The 17,993-nt window shown below is 71.4% G+C and carries 16 protein-coding genes; 8 read left to right on the forward strand and 8 right to left on the reverse strand.

Annotated features, from left to right (window positions below; all coding sequences use genetic code 11):
• Window positions 1-19: 19 nt before the first annotated feature.
• The gene (locus HUW46_RS12575; RefSeq protein WP_215547452.1) at window positions 20-955 is read right to left on the reverse strand and encodes a quinone oxidoreductase family protein; all 936 of its coding nucleotides are present in this window, start codon (window positions 953-955) and stop codon (window positions 20-22) included.
• Between the two features lie 79 nt (window positions 956-1,034).
• Between HUW46_RS12575 and HUW46_RS12580 the strand changes: the two genes are divergently transcribed.
• Window positions 1,035-1,565, forward strand: a complete 531-nt coding sequence (locus tag HUW46_RS12580) for a methylated-DNA--[protein]-cysteine S-methyltransferase (RefSeq protein WP_215547453.1) — start codon at window positions 1,035-1,037, stop codon at window positions 1,563-1,565.
• A gap of 18 nt (window positions 1,566-1,583) precedes the next feature.
• On the forward strand, window positions 1,584-2,183 hold the full coding sequence (locus HUW46_RS12585; RefSeq protein WP_215547454.1) for a TetR family transcriptional regulator: 600 nt from the start codon (window positions 1,584-1,586) through the stop codon (window positions 2,181-2,183).
• Here HUW46_RS12585 and HUW46_RS12590 read toward each other — a convergent pair.
• Together HUW46_RS12590 and HUW46_RS12595 are read right to left on the reverse strand one after the other, a co-directional pair.
• A complete protein-coding gene (locus HUW46_RS12590; protein ID WP_215547455.1) occupies window positions 2,166-2,753 on the reverse strand; it encodes a DinB family protein in 588 nt (195 codons plus the stop codon). The genes HUW46_RS12585 and HUW46_RS12590 overlap by 18 nt on opposite strands.
• Before the next feature lie 30 nt (window positions 2,754-2,783).
• Window positions 2,784-3,992, reverse strand: a complete 1,209-nt coding sequence (locus HUW46_RS12595) for an MFS transporter (protein ID WP_254126103.1) — start codon at window positions 3,990-3,992, stop codon at window positions 2,784-2,786.
• 76 nt (window positions 3,993-4,068) lie between these two features.
• On the opposite strand from HUW46_RS12595, the gene HUW46_RS12600 reads away from it, so the two are divergent.
• A complete protein-coding gene (locus tag HUW46_RS12600; protein WP_254126105.1) occupies window positions 4,069-4,530 on the forward strand; it encodes a MarR family winged helix-turn-helix transcriptional regulator in 462 nt (153 codons plus the stop codon).
• On the opposite strand, the gene HUW46_RS12605 is transcribed toward HUW46_RS12600, so the two are convergent.
• Window positions 4,478-5,128 (reverse strand): DUF998 domain-containing protein, encoded by a 651-nt coding sequence (locus HUW46_RS12605; RefSeq protein WP_215547457.1) that lies wholly within the window; start codon window positions 5,126-5,128, stop codon window positions 4,478-4,480. The two genes, HUW46_RS12600 and HUW46_RS12605, sit on opposite strands and share 53 nt — an antisense overlap.
• A complete protein-coding gene (gene lysX / locus HUW46_RS12610; protein ID WP_215547458.1) occupies window positions 5,125-8,445 on the reverse strand; it encodes a bifunctional lysylphosphatidylglycerol synthetase/lysine--tRNA ligase LysX in 3,321 nt (1,106 codons plus the stop codon). Before lysX ends, HUW46_RS12605 begins: the two co-directional genes overlap by 4 nt.
• Before the next feature lie 240 nt (window positions 8,446-8,685).
• On the opposite strand from lysX, the gene panB reads away from it, so the two are divergent.
• The 3 genes from panB (at window position 8,686) to HUW46_RS12625 (ending at window position 11,320) form a co-directional block, all read left to right on the forward strand.
• Window positions 8,686-9,561: a 3-methyl-2-oxobutanoate hydroxymethyltransferase gene (panB, locus tag HUW46_RS12615; protein ID WP_215547459.1), complete on the forward strand. Its 876-nt coding sequence runs from the start codon at window positions 8,686-8,688 to the stop codon at window positions 9,559-9,561.
• A 334-nt stretch (window positions 9,562-9,895) separates the two neighbouring features.
• Window positions 9,896-10,849, forward strand: a complete 954-nt coding sequence (pip, locus tag HUW46_RS12620; RefSeq protein WP_215547460.1) for a prolyl aminopeptidase — start codon at window positions 9,896-9,898, stop codon at window positions 10,847-10,849.
• A gap of 42 nt (window positions 10,850-10,891) precedes the next feature.
• The gene (locus HUW46_RS12625) at window positions 10,892-11,320 is read left to right on the forward strand and encodes a HEAT repeat domain-containing protein (protein WP_215547461.1); all 429 of its coding nucleotides are present in this window, start codon (window positions 10,892-10,894) and stop codon (window positions 11,318-11,320) included.
• A gap of 7 nt (window positions 11,321-11,327) precedes the next feature.
• Here the strand turns inward: HUW46_RS12625 and HUW46_RS12630 are convergent, their stop codons facing one another.
• On the reverse strand, window positions 11,328-12,863 hold the full coding sequence (locus HUW46_RS12630) for a PucR family transcriptional regulator (protein WP_215547462.1): 1,536 nt from the start codon (window positions 12,861-12,863) through the stop codon (window positions 11,328-11,330).
• A 101-nt stretch (window positions 12,864-12,964) separates the two neighbouring features.
• Here HUW46_RS12630 and gabT point away from each other — a divergent pair, with 101 nt between their 5' ends.
• Window positions 12,965-14,302 carry a 4-aminobutyrate--2-oxoglutarate transaminase gene (gene gabT, locus HUW46_RS12635; protein ID WP_254126107.1) on the forward strand — a complete coding sequence of 446 codons (1,338 nt, stop codon included), beginning with the start codon at window positions 12,965-12,967 and terminating at the stop codon, window positions 14,300-14,302.
• Window positions 14,299-15,729 (forward strand): aldehyde dehydrogenase family protein, encoded by a 1,431-nt coding sequence (locus HUW46_RS12640; RefSeq protein WP_215547464.1) that lies wholly within the window; start codon window positions 14,299-14,301, stop codon window positions 15,727-15,729. The genes gabT and HUW46_RS12640 overlap by 4 nt, the downstream gene beginning before the upstream one ends.
• Here the strand turns inward: HUW46_RS12640 and HUW46_RS12645 are convergent.
• Window positions 15,721-16,509, reverse strand: coding sequence for a helical backbone metal receptor (locus HUW46_RS12645; protein ID WP_215547465.1), 789 nt, complete (start codon window positions 16,507-16,509; stop codon window positions 15,721-15,723). The two genes, HUW46_RS12640 and HUW46_RS12645, sit on opposite strands and share 9 nt — an antisense overlap.
• Window positions 16,509-17,918, reverse strand: a complete 1,410-nt coding sequence (locus HUW46_RS12650) for an RNB domain-containing ribonuclease (RefSeq protein WP_215549819.1) — start codon at window positions 17,916-17,918, stop codon at window positions 16,509-16,511. The genes HUW46_RS12645 and HUW46_RS12650 overlap by 1 nt, the downstream gene beginning before the upstream one ends.
• Window positions 17,919-17,993 lie beyond the last annotated feature (75 nt).

Here is a 17,993-nt window from a genome sequence, read left to right on the forward strand (position 1 = left end):
CGTCGGATCACTCGGCGTGTCAGGGTCGCAACAGGATCCGCCTCGCGCCCGCTTCGATCCGGCGGTGCGCTTCGGCTGCTTCTCCGAGCGGCAGGATCTCGTCGACTTCCACGAGGTGCGTGCCGCCCGTGGCGGCCAGCGCGACGAACTCGGGGTAGTGCGCGCCCAGCACCTGCCGCGCCCAAACCGGGCCGCCGCACCCGATGAGCCGCAAACCGCGCGAGAGCACCGTCGACGGGTCGAGCACCGGCGGTTGCCCGCTCATCATCCCGTACAGCAACACTTTCCCGCCCGGAGCCGTGACGTCGAGCAACTTTCCCGCCACTTCTCCGCCGAGCATCTCGAACACCACGTCCACTTCGCCGACCCCGGCCGTCCACTCCGGATCGCGGTGGTCGAGCACGAGATCCGCGCCGAGTTCGCGCACACGCTCCGCACCGGCACCCGCGGTCGCGACGATCCGTCCGGCGCCCGCTTCCCGCGCGTGCCGGACGAGGTACCCGCCGATCTTCCCCGACCCGCCTTCGACCAGCACCGTCTCGCCGCCGCGAATCTCCGCGGCCCGCAGGAGCGCCAGTGCCACCGCGCCGGGGGCCGCCGAAGCCAAAGCGTCCGTTGTGGACAGTCCAACCGGGACGCGCGTGAGCATGCCCTCGGCCACGACGGCGAATTCGGCGTAGGAACCGGTGCCGCCGGTGACGGCGACGACCTCGGTGCCCACCAAGGCTGGATCGACTCCGTCACCGACTTCGTCCACCGTGCCCGCGGCTTCCGCGCCGAACACCGCGGGAAGCTCCAAGGGGTACACCCCGGCCCGCATCTGCGTCTCCCCCGCGCTGACGCCGATCGCTTCCACCCGCACCAGCACCTGCCCCGGCCCCGGCACGGGTTTCGCGACCTCGGCGATCCCCAGCACCTCGGGCCCACCGAACTCCTCGATCAGTACCGCTCGCATGACACCCCCAGATAAGTGAACCAACGGTCCAGTTCACTATATTGACCGCCGGTCCAGTTGTCCACGGTAAGCTGGCCCGATGACGGAGTTCGCGTTGTTCGACACCGCGATCGGCCACTGCGGGGTGTGCTGGGGCGAGCACGGGATCACCCGCGTCCAGCTCCCCGAGGGCAGCGAGGCACGCACCAGGGCGAAGGTGCTGCGCGATCACCCCGGCGCCGCGGAAACCGCGCCACCACCGGAAATTCGGCGCGCGATCGACGAGATGACCGCGCTGATGGACGGCGAGCGGCTCGACCTGCTGGACATCGAGGTCGACGAGGGCGTGGTGCCGGAGTTCCACCGCAGGGTCTACGAGATCACGCGCGCGATCCCGCCGGGGAAGACGCTGACCTACGGCGAGATCGCGCACCGGCTCGGCATGCCCGGCTCGGCGCAGGCCGTCGGGCAGGCGCTCGGCGCCAACCCGTACCCGATCGTCGTGCCGTGCCACCGGGTGCTCGCCGCGGGCGGCGGGAACGGCGGCTTCTCCGCGCCGGGCGGCGTCGACACGAAACTGCGCATGCTGGTGATCGAAGGCGCGATCGCCGAGGAACCCACGCTGTTCTGAGCGTTTAAGGTTCACCGCATGGGAGTGGCGGAGGAACGTCGGGAGCGCAGGCGGATCGCCAAGCGCGTCGCGATCAGGTCGGTGGCGGTGCGCCTCGCGCTGGAGCACGGGCTCGAAGCGGCGACGGTCGAAGCGATCGCCGAAGCCGCCGACATCTCCCCGCGCACGTTCTTCAACTACTTCCCGACCAAGGACGAGGTGTTCGACCTCGAGCCGCACCAGTGGACCCGTGCGGAGATCCTGGCCGAACTGCGCGCACGCCCGGTCGACGAGCCACCGCTGAATTCGATGCACGCCGTGGTGAAGGCGATGGCCGAAGCCGCCGCGTTCCCGGACCTGCACGGCGAGCTGGAGCTGTTGCAGGAGCTGTACCGCCGCCACCCCGAGCTGTACGCGCGGATCCGGCTGATGGACGAGATCGACGACACGATGAAAGCGCTCGCCGACGAGATCGCGGCGCGCACGGGGGCCGACGCCGATCGCGACATCGGCCCCGGCCTGCTCGTCGCGGCTTCGTTCGCCGCGATGCAGACCGCCGAGCAGCGCGCCCGCACCAGCGGGCGCCCGCTCGACGAACACCTCGACGAAGCGTTCGCCTTGCTACGCAAGGGGTTCTGACGCTCGCCACGGTTTCAGCCACGAGGTTTCCGGCCAGCCTTCCGCCGCGGCCAGCAGGCCGAACGCGGTCGCGCCGTCGAGGTGCTCGCGCACGATGTCGGCGTGCCCGGCGTGGCGGGCGGTCTCCTCGATCAGGTGCAGCAGCACCCAGCGGACCGACCAGGCTTCGAGATCGTCCGGGTACCACGGAACCCCTTTCGGCACCGGGACTTCGTGGCCGAGGTCGAGATCGGCCACGATCCGCGTCGTGCGGTCCGCCACCGCCGCGTAGGCGTCGAGCACCCCGGCCAGCGTTTCGTCCTCGCGCAGCCGGAAGTTGCCGTGGTGCTCGGCTTCCGCTTCCGCGCCGAGCCTCGGCTGAACGCCCAGCACCAGGTCGATCCACATCGTTTCGACGGCGGCGACGTGCTTGATCAGCCCGCCGACGCCGAGCGCGCTGCGGGTCGGCGTGCTCCGCGCCTGCTCGTCGGTCAGCCCGTACGCGGCGAGCCGCAGCACGTACCGCTGGTTGTCCAGGAACCGCAACAGGCCTTCGCGCTCGTCGGCGACCGGCGGGGGCTGTGACGCCATGACCACTCCCTCGGGTGTCGGGATTCCTCCCTACACCGCGACGGCCTCCTCGCGCACCATCAATGTGCGCACCGCGGGCAGGCTCAGCGCGACCACGGCGAACGCGAGCAGGATCGCCGAGGTCGCCCATAGTGCGCCACCGGCGCCGAGCACTCCCGCGATCGGCCCGGCGACCCCGGCGCCCACCGGCGTCAGCCCGAAACCCGCGAGCGACTGGTAGGCGGACACCCGCGAGATCCGGTCCGGCGCGATCTCCTGCCGCATCGCGGTCATCAGGTTCACGCCGAACACCTCGACCCCGACGCCACCGAGCAGCGCCGCCGCGCACACACCGGCCAGCGGCAGGCCCGCGGCCATCGACAGCATCGGCAGGACCGTCAGCGCGGCCGTCCCGAGCGCCCAGACCAGCAGCCGCCGCGGCTTCACCCGCAGCATCACCACACCGCCGAGCACCATGCCGACGGCGTCGAAGGCGAGCACGGTGCCCCACGGCGCCGCGCCCCCGAGCGACGTGTTCGCCTGGACCGGCCCGAGCACGCTTTCGAACGCGCCTACCGCGAGCACGTTGACGGCGGCGAACTGGACGATCACCGCGGCGAGCCAGCGGTGCGAGCGGAATTCGCGCCAGCCTTCGGCGAGCTGGCCCAGCGGCGACCCCTTCACCTTGATCCGGCCCTCGATCCGCACTCCCAGGCGCAGCACGACGGCGATGGCGAACGTGACCGCGTCGCCGACGAGCACCCAGCCCGGCCCGCCGAGCGCGACGAACGTGCCGCCGAGCGCCGCGCCGCAGATCTGCGCGAGGTTGAGCCCGAGCCGGAACGCCGCGAACGCCTTGCTCGCGTGTTCGGGATCGACACTGCGCATCAGCAGTCCCTGCGACGCGGGCATCGTGAAGGCCAGCGCGATCCCGTTCACCGCGGCCGCGGTCATCAGCGCGCCGAGGCTCGCCGACCCGGTCAGCACCAGCACGCCGAGCGCCGCCTGCGTCAGCGCGGACAGCGAGCCCGCGCCGATGAGCACGAGGTTGCGCGGCCACCGGTCCGCGACGACGCCGCCGACCAGGAAGAACAGCAGCGCGGGCACGAGCCCGGCCACGGTGACGGCGCTGACGTCGGCCGCGCTGCCGTCCCCGCCCAGCACGGTGAACACGATCGCGACCGGCGCGGCCGCGGAGCCGAAGGTGGTGATGACCGTGCTGCTCAGGTGCAGCAGGTAGGTGCGGTTCACCCAGTTCACGAGGAGATCCCCCAGGTTAGTGTCAAAGTATTTAGTATCAATTGCGCCTATATACTTTGCGCGTAAGCTGGCGGACGTGTCAAGGGAGAAAGCACCGACGGGTGCCGAGCTGGCCGACGCGCTCCGGCGCATCACCCACGTCATGCGCCGCTACGCGGGCGCGCCCTACGTGCGGCTCGGCTGGCCCGCCGCGCAGGTCCAGCTGCTGCTGACGGTCGACGTGCTCGGCGACCGGCCGCGAATGGGCGCGGTGCGCGAACGGCTCGGGCTCACCGGGAGGGCGATCACCTCCGCCGTCGACGCGCTCGAACGCGACGGGCTGCTCGTGCGCGAACCGGACCCGACCGACCGGCGCGCGAGCCTCCTGGCCATCACCGAGGCGGGCCGTGCGCGCGTCACCGAGATCGAACGCATCCAGCGCGGGCACGCCGACGAGACGTTCGAGGTGCTCAACGGCGGCGAGCGGCGGACCCTGCTGGAGCTGCTCACGAGGCTGGAGGACCACATTTCCGCGCGGCAAGGCGAATCCCCGCCATGACCAGCACCGCGGCGACCACCACGAGCTGCACTTGGAGCACCAGGCCCGCGTAGTGGCCTGGCCCGAACTCCTCCAGCCACACGATCGCGAGCCCGGTCGCCGCGATCACGCCCGCGGCCGCGAACAGCAGCGCGCGGGCCGCACCGGTGACGAACCGCTGGACGCCGAGCACCGCGGCGAACATGCCGAAATTGGTCACCACCGAGGAAACCGTGTGCACGGTGTCCGCGACGGAGACCTCGCCGGCGTCCTCGCGGATCCGGCACGCCTCGCTCGCCGCGCTCGCGCAGTCCAAAGAGGACGAAGCATCGACCACAACGGACAGTCCGAACAGGAACAGCCCGCCGAGCGCGAAGAAGGACGCCGTCCGCCGCGGCGCGCGGATCGCGAGCAGGACGGCGGCGGCGACCATCGCCGCACCCGCGATCTGATCCGTGGTGCGGAAGAGCAGCCGGAACGGCTGATCGCCCGCGGCCAGTTCGCTGACGTAGGCGTGCACCAGCGACAGGCCCACCGGCAGGACGTAGGCGAGCAGCCAGGCCGAGTACGCCACCCCGGCCAGTACGAGCAGCACCCCCGCCGCTGCTCGCCGACTCACGTTTTCGGCCGCACGAAGGGAAAAAGGACCGTCTGCCGGATCGACGCGCCGGTGAGCATCATCAGCAGCCGGTCGACGCCGAGCCCGAGCCCGCCGGTCGGCGGCATACCGTGTTCCAGCGCCACCAGGAAGTCCTCGTCGAGTTCCATCGCTTCGACGTCACCGCTCGCCGCCCGCAGCGACTGCGCTTCGAGCCGCCGCCGCTGTTCGATCGGATCGGTCAGCTCGGTGTAGGCGGTGCCGATCTCGGCGCCGAACGCGATCAGGTCCCACCGCTCGGCGAGCCTGCCGTCGACCCGGTGCTGCCGGGTCAGCGGCGACACCTCGGTCGGGTAGTCGGTGTAGAAGGTCGGCGCGACCGTGGCGCCTTCGACGAGGTGCTCGTGCGCCTTCAGCACGAGATCGCCGTGCGTCGCCTCGTCGTCGACCCCGATGCCCGCCGCAGCGCAGTACCGGCGGAGATCGGCGATCGGGGTACCGGGGTCGATCTGCTCGCCGAGCGCGTGCGAAACCGCGGTGTGCACCGGAATCACCGGCCAGTCACCGGAGATGTCGAACTCCTCCACCGAACCGTCCGCCCCGCGCCGCCGCACCACCTGCGCGCCGTAGGCGGCTTCGGCGGCGTGCTGGACCAGTTCTCGGGTCAGCGTCCGCATGGTGTCGTAGTCGGCGTAGGCCTGGTACGCCTCGAGCATGGTGAACTCGGGGTTGTGCGTGGCGTCCACGCCCTCGTTGCGGAAGTTGCGGTTCAGCTCGAACAGCCGCTCCACCCCGGCCACGCACAGCCGCTTCAGGTACAGCTCCGGCGCGATCCGCAGGTACATCCGCATGTCGTAGGCATTGATGTGGGTGACGAACGGGCGCGCGTTCGCCCCGCCGTGCACCGTCTGCAGCATCGGCGTTTCGACTTCGAGGTAGTCCGCGTGATGCAGCCTGTCCCGCACCGCGCGCACCACCTTGGCGCGCAGGCGGAACAACTCGGTCGCGTCCGGGTTCACCGCGAGGTCGAGGTACCGCTTGCGCACCTTCGCCTCCGGATCGGATAGACCCTTTCGCTTGTCCGGGAAGGGATGCAGGCACTTCGCGGTCAGCGTCCACTCGTCGACGAGCACCGAAAGCTCACCGCGCTTCGACGTCACGACCGTGCCGCGCGCGCCGACCTGGTCGCCGAGGTCCACCCCGGCGCGCCAGGTCTCCAGCGGCAGCCGGTCCGCGGTCAGCATGAGCTGCAGCTCACCGGAGAAGTCCCGCAGCACCGCGAAGCACAGGCCGCCGAGCGTGCGCAGCGCCACCAGGCGCCCGGCGACGCGGACCTCGTCGCCGGTGTGCGTGTCCGGGGCCAGCCCGGAGTACTTCTGCCGCACCTCGGAAACCAGCGTGTCGCGTTCGAAGGCCACCGGGTACGGGTCGATTCCGGAGTCCCGCAGGCGATCCACCTTCGCGATCCGCACCCGCACCTGCTCCGGGCGCCGCGCGGGCTTCGGCGCGACGGCCGCGGCCTCCGCCTCGATCCGGCGCACGTTCTCCACGAACTCGTCGGTGACCGTTTCGGTGCGCAGGACCCTCGGCGCCCGCGTGCCGCCCGGCAGGAACCCTTCCAGCGCACCGGCGACGATGCCGACCCTCGGCAGCCGCCGCGCCGAGGAGTAGCACAGGAACCGCGGCTCCCAATCCGGTCCGTACTTCGCGTTCGAGCGGTACAGCGACTCCAGCTGGAAGAACCGCGACGCCACGCTCAGCACCCCGCGCCACAACCGCAGCACTGGGCCCGCGCCGATCCGCTCCCCCTCGGAGAACACCGCGCGGAACATCGCGAAGTTGAGCGAAACCCGTTGCGTACCAAGGCGTGCGGCGTTCGCCACCAGTTCGGCGAGCAGGTATTCGTTGAGCCCGTTCTCGGCGGCGCGATCCCGTCGCATCAGGTCGAGCGACAACCCGCGGCGCCCCCACGGGACGAACGACAGCAACCCGCGCAGCTCCCCGCGCGCGTCGAACGCCTCGACCATCACGCACCGCGCGTCGGACGGGTCGCCCAGCCGCGACAACGCCATCGAGAACCCGCGCTCGGTCTCGTCCCCGCGCCACTGCTGCGCCTTGACGAGCAACTCCGCCATTTCCGCCGTCGGGATTTCGCCATGCCGCCGCACGCGCGAGGTGTACCCGGCGCGGGAGATCCGGCTGACCGCCTGCCGCACGGAACGCCGCTCCGGCCCGGCGAGGCTGAACTCGCGCACGTCGAGCACCGCCTCGTCCCCGATCTCCAGCGCCTTCAGCCCGGCGTCGGCGTAGACCTGGGCCCCGCGTTCGCTCGCCCCGAGCACGCCGGGCGTCCACCCGAACCGGTACGCCTCCGAGAGCCAGGCCTGCACGGCTTCGGGCCACGCGTCGAGATCGCCGACCGGGTCCGCGCTCGCCACCGACGTCCCGGCCAGCACCCGGTAGGTCACCGCCGCCTTCCCCGACGGCGCGAACACCACGCTCTTGTCGCGGCGCGTGGCGAAGTAGCCGAGCGAATCGTCCTCGCCGTGGTTCGCGAGCAGTTTCCGCAGCCGCAGCTCCTCGTCGTCGCTGCGATGGCGGCGGCTGCGCACACCGCGGAAGAACACGTACAACGCGAGCGCGACGGAAAGGGTGCCGCCGAGGTCGAGCAGGAGGTCGAGCCACTCGGGGCCTTCGCCGACGCCGAGCCTGCGCAGGCGGAGGAGCTCACCGGTCGCGTGGTTGGTGACCCAGGCGAACCGCTCCCACGCGTCGGTGAGCCTGCCGGGGAAGACCTCGGTCAGCGCCCAGCCGATCACCACCACCGCGGCCATCCCGCCGAACAGGACGGTGACCCCGCGCCGCAGCGCGCCGTCGGCGAGCCGGGCGGGGAAGGCTGGCCGCAGTTTCAGCAGGAACACCATCAACGCGACGGAAAAAGCCGCATAAATCGGGAATGTCCACATTGCGCTGTCGACGTGCGCGCGTTCCCGTGCGCTCAGTTCGAGCAGTTCCGGCGCCCACACCAGAATCGCCTGCGCCAGCCCGACCATCACCAGGCTGCCCACCTGGAACAGGACGATCGTGTAGAGCGCGGCCCGTTTCCGCCTGCGCAACGCCGCGCCGAGCACGGCCAGCACCAGCGCGATCACCAGGTTCGAGTCCACCGGGATGCCGACGAGGGAGAAAACCCAGATCGCCCCGTTGTGGAAACCGATGTGCTTCGGCCCGAACAAGAGCAGCAAAAGCGAAACGAGCGAGCCCAGCTGGACGATCGTGGCCACGATTCCGCCGGACTTGCGCTTCCATGGCGCCACTGCGGGCGCACGCGCGGTCATGAAGGTGCCACCCTCGCTTTCTGATCTGAGCGCTTTACCCAGTGAAGGTCGCGCGTCCATCATCGCGCGTCACTCGCAGGTCTGATGCGGCACCCTAGTTCGTCACCCGGTTCGGCCGCGGTGAGGACTTGTGAAGCTGGTCGCAGCCCGGTGGCCGCCCGCCCCGCGGGGTGTCACGCTGGTTTCCCAGATCCACGACCCGGGGACCTCCTGGAGGCCTCGAGGGAAGGACGGTAGACAGTGTCGTCACCCGAAGAACCAGCGCGCCCGAACGAAGTCGCCGCGCCGTACGGCAGCGGCCCGGAAAAGGCCAAGCCCGCCAGGAAAGTCCGCATCCACCACCTGCGCGAGCTCAAGGAACGCGGCGAGCCGTGGCCCATGCTCACCGCGTACGACATGTACACCGCCGCGCTGTTCGACGAGGCGGGCATCCCGGTACTCCTGGTCGGCGACTCGGCCGCGAACAACGTGTTCGGTTACGACACTTCGCTGCCCGTGACCGTCGACGAACTGCTGCCGCTCGTGCGCAGCGTCACCCGATCGGTGACTCGTTCGCTCGTCGTCGCCGATCTCCCGTTCGGCTCGTACCAGCTTTCGCCGGAGCAGGCGCTGGCGACGTCGGTCCGGTTCATGAAGGAGGGCAGGGCGCACGCCGTCAAGCTCGAAGGCGGGCGCCGGTTCGCGCCGCACGTCGAGGCGCTCACCTCGGCGGGCGTACCGGTGATGGGGCACATCGGCTTCACGCCGCAGAGCGAGCACAACCTCGGCGGCTACCGCGTGCAGGCTCGCGGTGACGGCGCGGAGACGCTCCTCGCCGACGCGCTCGCGCTCCAGGAAGCGGGCGCGTTCGCGGTCGTGATGGAGATGGTGTCCGCCGAAGCGGCCAAACGCGTGACCCACGAGCTGCAGATCCCGACCATCGGCATCGGCGCCGGACCGGACTGCGACGCGCAGGTGCTGGTGTGGCAGGACATGGCGGGCCTTCGCCGCGGCAAGGCGCCGAGGTTCGTCAAGCGGTACGCCGATCTCGCCGGTGTGCTGTCCGAGGCCGCGGGCGCGTTCGCCGACGAGGTGCGCCGCGGCGAGTTCCCGGCACCGGAGCACGCCTTCCACTGATCGTCCCGACTGCTGCCGGGTGCGGGGTTCCCGCACCCGGCAGCGCTGTGTCGAGCCCTCAACTATTCACGTATTTGAACGAAAATCACGTACTTGACTTAGTTAAGAAAGTATCTTAACGTTTACTCGCAGCAACCGAAAGGCCTTCGACGAGGAGGAGCCGATGGGTGCACGAGCGAAGCGCACCGGTCCGCCGCGCCACCGAGTCCGGCCACCGGCTGCGAATCAGCGGTCCTCCGCACCGGAGTAGACCGCTCCCCGGACGGGGGCCCGCTCACCATCTGGCGGCGGGGGCGGGCCCCCACCTGGGAAGCCGATCGGGCACAGTGTGCGCATGGACGACCTGTACCCGCCGATCGAGCCGTACGACAGCGGTTTCCTCGACGTCGGCGACGGGCACCGGGTCCACTGGGAACAGTCGGGCAACCCCGGCGGCAAGCCCGCGGTGGTCCTGCACGGCGGGCCGGGCAGCGGTATCGCGCCGAGCACGCGCCGCCACTTCGATCCCGCCGTCTACCGGATCGTGCTGTTCGACCAGCGCGGCGCCGGGCGCAGCACCCCGCACATCGGTGACCAGGGCGTCGACCTGAGCACCAACACCACCTGGCACCTCGTCGCCGACATGGAGGCGCTGCGCGCGCACCTCGGCATCGAGCAGTGGCAGCTCTTCGGCGGCTCGTGGGGCGCGACGCTCGCGCTCGCCTACGCCGAAACCCATCCCGGCCGTGTCAGCGAAATCGTGCTGCGCGGCGTGTTCACGGCCAGGCGCAGCGAACTCGACTGGATCTACCGCGGCGGTGCGGCACGCGTCTTCCCCGAACACTGGGAAAACTTCCTCGCCCCGATCCCGCCGGAGCAGCGCCACGACCCGCTCGGCGCCTACCGCGCACTCGTGTTCGACCCCGACCGCGCCACCAGGGAACGCGCCGCGATCGCCTGGAGCGCTTGGGAAGGCGCGATCGTCTCGCTCATCCCGCAGCAGAACTTCGTGGACAACTACAGCGCGCCGGTCTTCGCGCTGACCTTCGCCAGGCTCGCGCTGCACTACTTCTCCCACGGCGCCTGGCTCGACGACGGCCAGCTCATCCGCGACGCGGGCAAGCTCGCCGGCATCCCCGGCGTCATCGTGCAGGGCCGGTACGACGCGGTGTGCCCGCCGGACACCGCGTACGAACTGCACCGGGCGTGGCCGTCCTCGACGCTGCGACTCGTGAACACCGCGGGCCACGCCGTCACCGATCCCGGCATCCTCACCCAGCTGCGCGCCGCCACCGACGGCTTCCGGTAAACGTCGTTGCCCCGCCCTTCGCTCGCCGGGGACACTCGGTCGATGAGCCGGAAACCGGACAACCACGAGTGCCGCTGCGGCTCGCGGAGCCACGACCGCGGCAACCGCACGGACCGGTACCGGGAACCGGGCCCCGCCAAGAGGGTCGCCGAGGCGATGCGGCTCATGCGCAAACGCGATCCGCAAACCGCGGAAGACGGTTTCCACCTCTTGCGCCCGCATGCGGCGGAGCACGTCGACGAACTGCTCCACGAGTTCGAACAGGAGCGCGCCGACCAGGGGCTCCGTTGCTGGCTGCTGGAGCTGATCGGCGAGGCGCGATCCCCTGCCGCGCTGCCGACCCTGGCCGCGCAGTCGCACTCCGAAGACGAATCCCTGCGATTCTGGGCGATTCACGGTTTGGAGTTGCTCGATACGAGGGAGGCTCGCACCGCGCTGTACCGGGCGCGCGCGAACGGCACGATTCCTTAGAAGCGGCTCAGTACCGCTCGTCGTCTCGAAGCTCCCGGAGCAGCGCGCCCGCCTCGTGGTCGGTGCGCATGGGTCCGGCGGGACGCGGCACCGGGCCGGTTCTCGTCGCCGGTCGGAGTTTCCCGAGCGGTACCTGCAGGGCGAGCCAGAGATCGGCGCGCAGGCCGGGTGAGTCCAGGCCGCGGCCCAGCAGTTCCTCGCACTTGCGGACCCGGTTGCGCAGGGTGTGCCGGTGCACGCCGAGCGCCGTCGCGGCCGAGTCCCAGTGCCCGTGGTGTTCGAGCCAGCAGCGCAGTGATTCGACCAGGTCGGCGCGCCCGGCCAGCGGGGCGAGGAGGCTGTCCGCGAACGCTTGCGCGACCTCGGTTCCGACGAGGTCGAGCAGGCTGCCCGCCTCGTCGGCGAAGTCGACCACGGGCACCGAGCGCTCCTTCGCGGCCCGTGCCGCCCGCATCGCCCTCGACACTCCATTCGCGACGTCCACAACGGACACTCCCGCCACGGTTCCCGCGTGCAGCCCGCGGACGCGCCCGGTCAGCTTCGCCGCCACCGGATCCTTGGCCAGCACCACCAGCATGCCGCCGTGCTCCGCGTGGAAACCGTCCGATTCGGACTCGAGCAGCTCCGCCGCCCCGTGGCGCGCGGCCGCGCTCCCGAGCAGCGCGCACACCGACCACGGCGGTTCCGGCGCGCCGGGGAACAGCTTCGCGATGGACGCCGCGGCCAGTTCCGGCTGCCCGCCGACGAGCAGCTCGACCAGCCCCGCCCGCAACGGCCTCAGCGCGGCGTCCTGCTCGCGGCCGTGCTCCAACGCGAGCGAAAGCAGCGACGCGGCGGTGGTGACGATGTGCCTGCTCGCGGCGTCGAGCGGCTCCGGCGCCACGACGACCAGGAACCCGCGGGCGCCCAGCGCCTGAATCAGCACCTCGTCCCCGCCGAGCCGGAGCAGCCTGCTCCCGCGACGGACGCGGGACAGCTCCGGCCCGAGCGCGTCCCCCAACGAGGCCGCCGCGGCGGGCGCCGCCTCGTGGACATCGCCAGCCGCGTCCACGAGCAGCACCGAGGCGTCGACGAGGGAAGCCAGCTTGCGCACCATCGCGCCGGGGCCGCGCCTGCCGAGCGCGGTGCGGGTCAGCGCCTGCTGCCCCTTGTCGGTGCGGACGAGCGACGCGTACTCGTCGGCCGCGATCGCCCGCGAGACCGCGCGCGTGATCGCGATGAAGGGCGTGCGCTTCGGCACCTCCAGCAGCGGCAAGCCCGCCTTCGCGGCGGCCTCGGCCAGCTCGGACGGCACGCGATCGTGCCCGAGGCCGACGCCGAACCCGATCCCGGCCACGTCCGCCGCGACCAAGCGCGCCACGTACGACTCGGCGTCCGCCAGCGCGAGCCCGATGGTGAGGAGGAGTTCGCCGCCTTCGAGGAAATCGCTCGGATCGGCCAGTTCGGTCGCGTGCACCCAGCCGATCGGCCGGTCGAGCGCGCGCTCCCCCGCGCGGACCGGGAGCCCGAGATCCGCGGCGAGTACGCGCAAGGTCAGTGCCATTATGGCCAATCCTACGTGCCATGTTCGACAAAACGGCCATAGGGCAGACGCCTGCCGCGGGCTCATCCTCGACACCGACCCCGAGAGAAGGAGCCACGCCCGTGACGGTGACCGCACCCGCCCCGAAGCACCGCAGGCTGCGCACCGAGATCCCCGGTCCCGCGTCCCGCGCACTGCAGGAACGCCGCGCGGCCACCGTGGCGGCCGGGGTCAGCTCGGTGCTCCCGGTGTACGTGACCTCCGCGAGCGGCGGCCTGCTCACCGACGCCGACGGCAACACGCTGATCGACTTCGGCTCCGGTATCGCGGTGACGAACGTCGGCCATTCCGCGCCCGCCGTCGTCGACCGGGTCCGCAAGCAGGCGTGCTGGTTCACGCACACGTGCTTCATGGTCACGCCGTACGAGGGCTATGTGGAGGTGTGCGAGGCGCTCGGCGAGCTGACGCCCGGCACCCACGAGAAGCGCTCGGTGCTGTTCAACTCGGGCGCGGAAGCCGTCGAAAACGCGGTGAAGATCGCGCGCGTGGCCACCGGGCGGCAGGCCGTCGTGGTGTTCGACCACGCCTACCACGGCCGCACCAACCTCACCATGGCGCTGACCGCGAAATCCGTGCCCTACAAGCACGGCTTCGGCCCGTTCGCGCCCGAGGTCTACCGCGTGCCCGGCTCGTACCCGTTCCGCGACGGGCTGACCGGTGAGCAGGCCGCGGCGGCCGCGCTCGAGAAGATCGAAAAGCAGATCGGCGGCGACCAGGTGGCCGCCGTGGTGATCGAACCGATCCAGGGCGAGGGCGGATTCGTCGAGCCCGCGCCCGGGTTCCTTCCCGCGTTGTCGCGGTGGTGCGCGGAGCACGGCGCGGTGTTCGTCGCCGACGAGGTGCAGACCGGGTTCTGCCGCACCGGAGACTGGTTCGCTTCCAGTCACGAGGACGTGGTGCCCGATCTCGTCGCCACCGCGAAGGGCATCGCGGGCGGACTCCCGCTCGCCGCGGTCACCGGGCGCGCCGAACTGCTCGACGCGGTACCCGCCGGGGGTCTCGGCGGCACCTACGGCGGCAATCCCGTCGCCTGCGCGGCCGCGCTCGGCTCGATCGAGACGATGCGCGGCGAGAACCTGGCGTCGTCGGCGCGGCGGATCGGCGAAGCGGTCCTGCCCCGGTTGCGGGCGCTGGCCGCGGAAACCGGCGTCATCGGCGACGTCCGCGGACGCGGCGCGATGCTCGCCGCCGAGTTCGTCCGTCCCGGCACCACCGAACCCGACGCCGAGCTGACCGCCCGCGTCGCCAAAGCCTGCCACGCGCTCGGCGTGGTCGTGCTGACCTGCGGCACCTACGGCAACGTCGTCCGGCTGCTGCCCCCGCTGTCCCTGTCCGGCGAACTGCTGGACGAAGGCCTTTCCGTACTCGAACACGCCGTCCGGCAGGAGATCTCCCGATGACCACGACCCCGTTCTGGATCGCCGGAAAACCCGTCACCAGCGACGAAACCGCCATCGTGCGCCACCCGTTCGACGGCGGGGTCGCCGGTACGCACCACGTACCGTCCACATCGGACATCGAGCAGGCGGTGCGTGCCGCGGCCGAGGCCGCGGAGGAAACCGCCGCACTGCCGGCGCACGTGCGCGCCGGTGCGCTCGACCACGTGTCGCGGACGCTCGAATCGCGCGCGGGCGAGCTCGCGAACCTGATCACCGCGGAATCGGGCAAGCCGGTGAAGTGGTCGCGCGGCGAGGTCGCCCGCGCCGTGTCGACGTTCCGCTGGGCGGCGGAGGAGGCGCGCCGCTTCTCCGGCGAGTTGCAGCGGCTCGACACCGATCCCGGCGGGACCGGCCGCATGGCGCTCGTGCGGCGCGTGCCGAAGGGGCCGGTGCTGGGCATCACCCCGTTCAACTTCCCGCTGAACCTGGTGGCGCACAAGGTCGCACCCGCGCTCGCGGTCGGTGCGCCGATCGTGCTCAAGCCCGCGCCCGCGACGCCGTTGACCGCGCTCGCGCTCGGCGAGATCCTCGCCGAAACCGATCTGCCCGCCGGAAGCTGGTCGGTGCTGCCAACCGGGAACGAGGCCGCCGCGGCGCTCGTCGCCGATCCCCGGCTTCCGGTGGTGTCGTTCACCGGCTCCGGCCCGGTCGGCTGGGGCATCCGGGAATCGGTCCCCCGCAAGCACGTCGCGCTCGAACTCGGTGGCAACGCGGCGGTCCTGCTCTGTCCGGATTGGACGGACCTGGACTTCGCCGCGCAGCGGATCGCCACCTTTTCGATGTACCAGGGCGGGCAGTCGTGCATCTCGGTGCAGCGCGGCTACGCGCACGCCGAGGTGTTCGACGAGCTGGCCGACCTGGTCACCGCGCACGTCGCCGCACTGTCCACAGGGGACCCGCGCGCGGAGTCGACCGACGTCGGCCCGCTGATCAACATGGCGGCCGCGGAACGCGTGGAGCGGTGGATCGGCGCGGCCGTCGAGGCGGGCGCGACCCTGCGCCACGGCGGAACCCGCGAGGGCAGCACCGTCGCCCCGACCGTGCTCACCGACGTCCCCGAAGACACCCAGGTCATGGCGGAGGAGGTGTTCGGCCCGGTGGTGTGCCTCAACCGGGTCGATTCGGTCGCCGACGGGTTCGCCCGCGTCAACGCGTCGCGGTACGGGTTGCAGGCCGGGATCTTCACCCGCGACCTGAACACCGCCTTCGACGCGTCGGCGAAGCTCGCGGTCGGCGGCGTGGTGATCGGCGACGTCCCGAGCTTCCGCGCCGACCAGATGCCCTACGGCGGGGTGAAGGACTCCGGCATCGGCCGCGAAGGCCCGGCTTCGGCGATGGCCGACTTCACCGAAGAGCGCGTGACCGTCCTGACCGGACTCTCACTCTGACGACGCCTCGACGGATCGGGCGAGGGCGGCGGCCAGTTCGGCATGCGCGTCCACAAGGGACGGTCCGTACCAGGTCAGGAAGCGCCCCGACACCAGGACGTAAGGCACGCCGGGGAAAGCGTCGGGGCCGTCCGACGCGGTGAACTCCCACGGTTCGTCCGGGAGCACCAGCAGATCGGCCGCACCGCTGTCGAACCGCGCCCGTAGTTCGTCGAGCTTCGGGCGGGGATAGCGGTCTTCATGCCCGGCGTAGGCGTTCGCGACGCCCAGCCGCAGCAGCACGTCGCCGCCGAAGGTGTCGCGGCCGAGCACCACCCAGGGCTTGCGCCACACCGGAACGACCGCCCGCGCGCGAACGGGTTCCGGGGTGCGCCACGCCTCCTCCGCCGCCACCAGCCAGTCCGGCTCGTCCAGCTCGAAGCACTGGGTGAGCAGGCGGCGCAGGGACGCCAGCCCGTCGGGCACGGTGGCGGGCGCGGCCATCACCCACACCGCGATCCCGTTGCCGCGCAAGGTTTCCACGTCCTCCTGGCGGCTCTCCTCCGAATTCGCGAGCACCAGGTCCGGTTCCAGCGCGAGGATCCGGTCGAGCTTCGGGTACTTCGACCCGCCTACCCTCGGAACGTCCAAAGTGGCCGGATGCGTGCAGTAGTCGGTGGCACCGGCCAGCCGCCCCGGCGCGCTCACCTCGACCGCCTCGGTCAACGACGGCACCAGCGACACCACGCGCGAAGGCGGGGCGTCGACCGGCACCGGTTCACCGAGATCGTCCACCAGCATCAGGAAACCACCCGCTCGAACGAAACCTTGCGCTTGACCACGTCCACCGCGGTGAGCCGCACCTTGATCCGCGCGCCGTCCGGAAGCCGCTCCCCCGCGCACTTCGCCACCACCGGCGGATCCTCGATGAGCACTTCGGCGCGGCTCTCCTCCGCCCTGAGCACGACCGCGTCGAAGACTCCGCCGATCCGCTCGGCCAGTATCCACGCCTCGACCTGGTCGATGCAGGCATGCTCCACTTTGGACGCCAGCAGGTCCGATGCGCTCATCAGGTCCGGCAGCTCCGCCAGCGCCGAACGGACCCAGCCCGGCACCTCCCGTTTCGCGCTCACCGCGAGGCACACCTCGGTGGCGAACCGGTCCACGAGCCGCCGTATCGGCGCCGTCACGTGCGCGTAGGAGCCCCCAATCCCGGCGTGCGTGGTCAGCTCGGGAAGCTCGCCGTCGAACGCGGTGTAGCCGGCGCCCCGCAGCAGCCGCGTCGTGTCCGCGTACAGCGCGAGCGATTCCGGCAACTGCGGGTCGAGGCGGGACAGGAACTCCGAGACGCTGCTCGCCGCGTCCCAGTCGATCCCGAGCGCCTGCGCGGACCGCCGCAGCCAGCTCACCGCTTCGGCGTCCGGATCGGGCAGCGTGCGCAGGACGCCGACCTTCGCTTCGAGCATGATCGAAGCCGCCGCCATCCCGGTGAGCAGCGAGATCTCGGCGTTCCATGCCTCGACGTCGGGGCGCGGCCGCCTGGCCAGCGCCCAGCCGCCACCGGGATCGGCGCCGATCTCCTGCTCGGGCAGCTGCAGCTCGACCGCGCCGCGGCGGACCGCCAGCTCGCGCCGGAGCCTGCCCAGCTCGGGCAGCACCGCCACCGACGGGTGCTCGGTGCCGTCGTCGATCGCGGCCTGGACCGTCTCGTAGTCGAACTGCTCGGTGGACCGCACCAGCGCGCGCCGCACGTGGACGTCCCGCAGCTCGCCGACGTTGTCCGTGCGGACGGTCCACAGCACCGCGGGCCGGATCTCGCCCGGCAGCAGGCTCGCCGCGCCCTCGGACAGCACCGGCGGGTGCAGCGGCACGTTGCCGTCGGGCAGGTACAGGGTCTGACCGCGGCGCCTCGCTTCGGCGTCGACCGGGCCGCCCGGCGTGACGAACGCGGCGACATCGGCGATCGCGTAGTGCACCACGAACCCGGTCGGCGTGCGCTCGATGGCCAGCGCCTGGTCGAGGTCCTTCGCGCCCGGCGGGTCGATCGTCACCAGCGGCAGATCCGTCGCGTCCTCGCGGTCGGCGGATCCGATCGGGTCCATCGCCGCGACCTCGGCTTCGGCGAGCGCCTTGGCCGTGAAGGACTCCGGGAGCTCGAACTCCGCCCGGAGACGGCCGAAGTCGCCACCCGTGGCATGCGTGCGGATCACTACCGGGGGCACCCCAGCACCATATCCCCGATCGGGGGCCCCGACCGCTCGATCGGGGATGGGCCACTCGGGTGT

The organism is Amycolatopsis sp. CA-230715 (assembly GCF_018736145.1).
Lineage (GTDB): Bacteria > Actinomycetota > Actinomycetes > Mycobacteriales > Pseudonocardiaceae > Amycolatopsis.

What these genes read in the sequence shown, in the direction of transcription:
- HUW46_RS12575 (WP_215547452.1), bottom strand. Translation starts at nt 955, where the DNA reads ATGCGAGCGGTACTGATCGAGGAGTTCGGTGGGCCCGAGGTGCTGGGG.
- HUW46_RS12580 (WP_215547453.1), top strand. Translation starts at nt 1,035, where the DNA reads ATGACGGAGTTCGCGTTGTTCGACACCGCGATCGGCCACTGCGGGGTG.
- HUW46_RS12585 (WP_215547454.1), top strand. Translation starts at nt 1,584, where the DNA reads ATGGGAGTGGCGGAGGAACGTCGGGAGCGCAGGCGGATCGCCAAGCGC.
- HUW46_RS12590 (WP_215547455.1), bottom strand. Translation starts at nt 2,753, where the DNA reads ATGGCGTCACAGCCCCCGCCGGTCGCCGACGAGCGCGAAGGCCTGTTG.
- lysX (WP_215547458.1), bottom strand. Translation starts at nt 8,445, where the DNA reads ATGACCGCGCGTGCGCCCGCAGTGGCGCCATGGAAGCGCAAGTCCGGC.
- pip (WP_215547460.1), top strand. Translation starts at nt 9,896, where the DNA reads ATGGACGACCTGTACCCGCCGATCGAGCCGTACGACAGCGGTTTCCTC.
- HUW46_RS12625 (WP_215547461.1), top strand. Translation starts at nt 10,892, where the DNA reads ATGAGCCGGAAACCGGACAACCACGAGTGCCGCTGCGGCTCGCGGAGC.
- HUW46_RS12630 (WP_215547462.1), bottom strand. Translation starts at nt 12,863, where the DNA reads ATGGCACTGACCTTGCGCGTACTCGCCGCGGATCTCGGGCTCCCGGTC.
- HUW46_RS12640 (WP_215547464.1), top strand. Translation starts at nt 14,299, where the DNA reads ATGACCACGACCCCGTTCTGGATCGCCGGAAAACCCGTCACCAGCGAC.
- HUW46_RS12645 (WP_215547465.1), bottom strand. Translation starts at nt 16,509, where the DNA reads ATGCTGGTGGACGATCTCGGTGAACCGGTGCCGGTCGACGCCCCGCCT.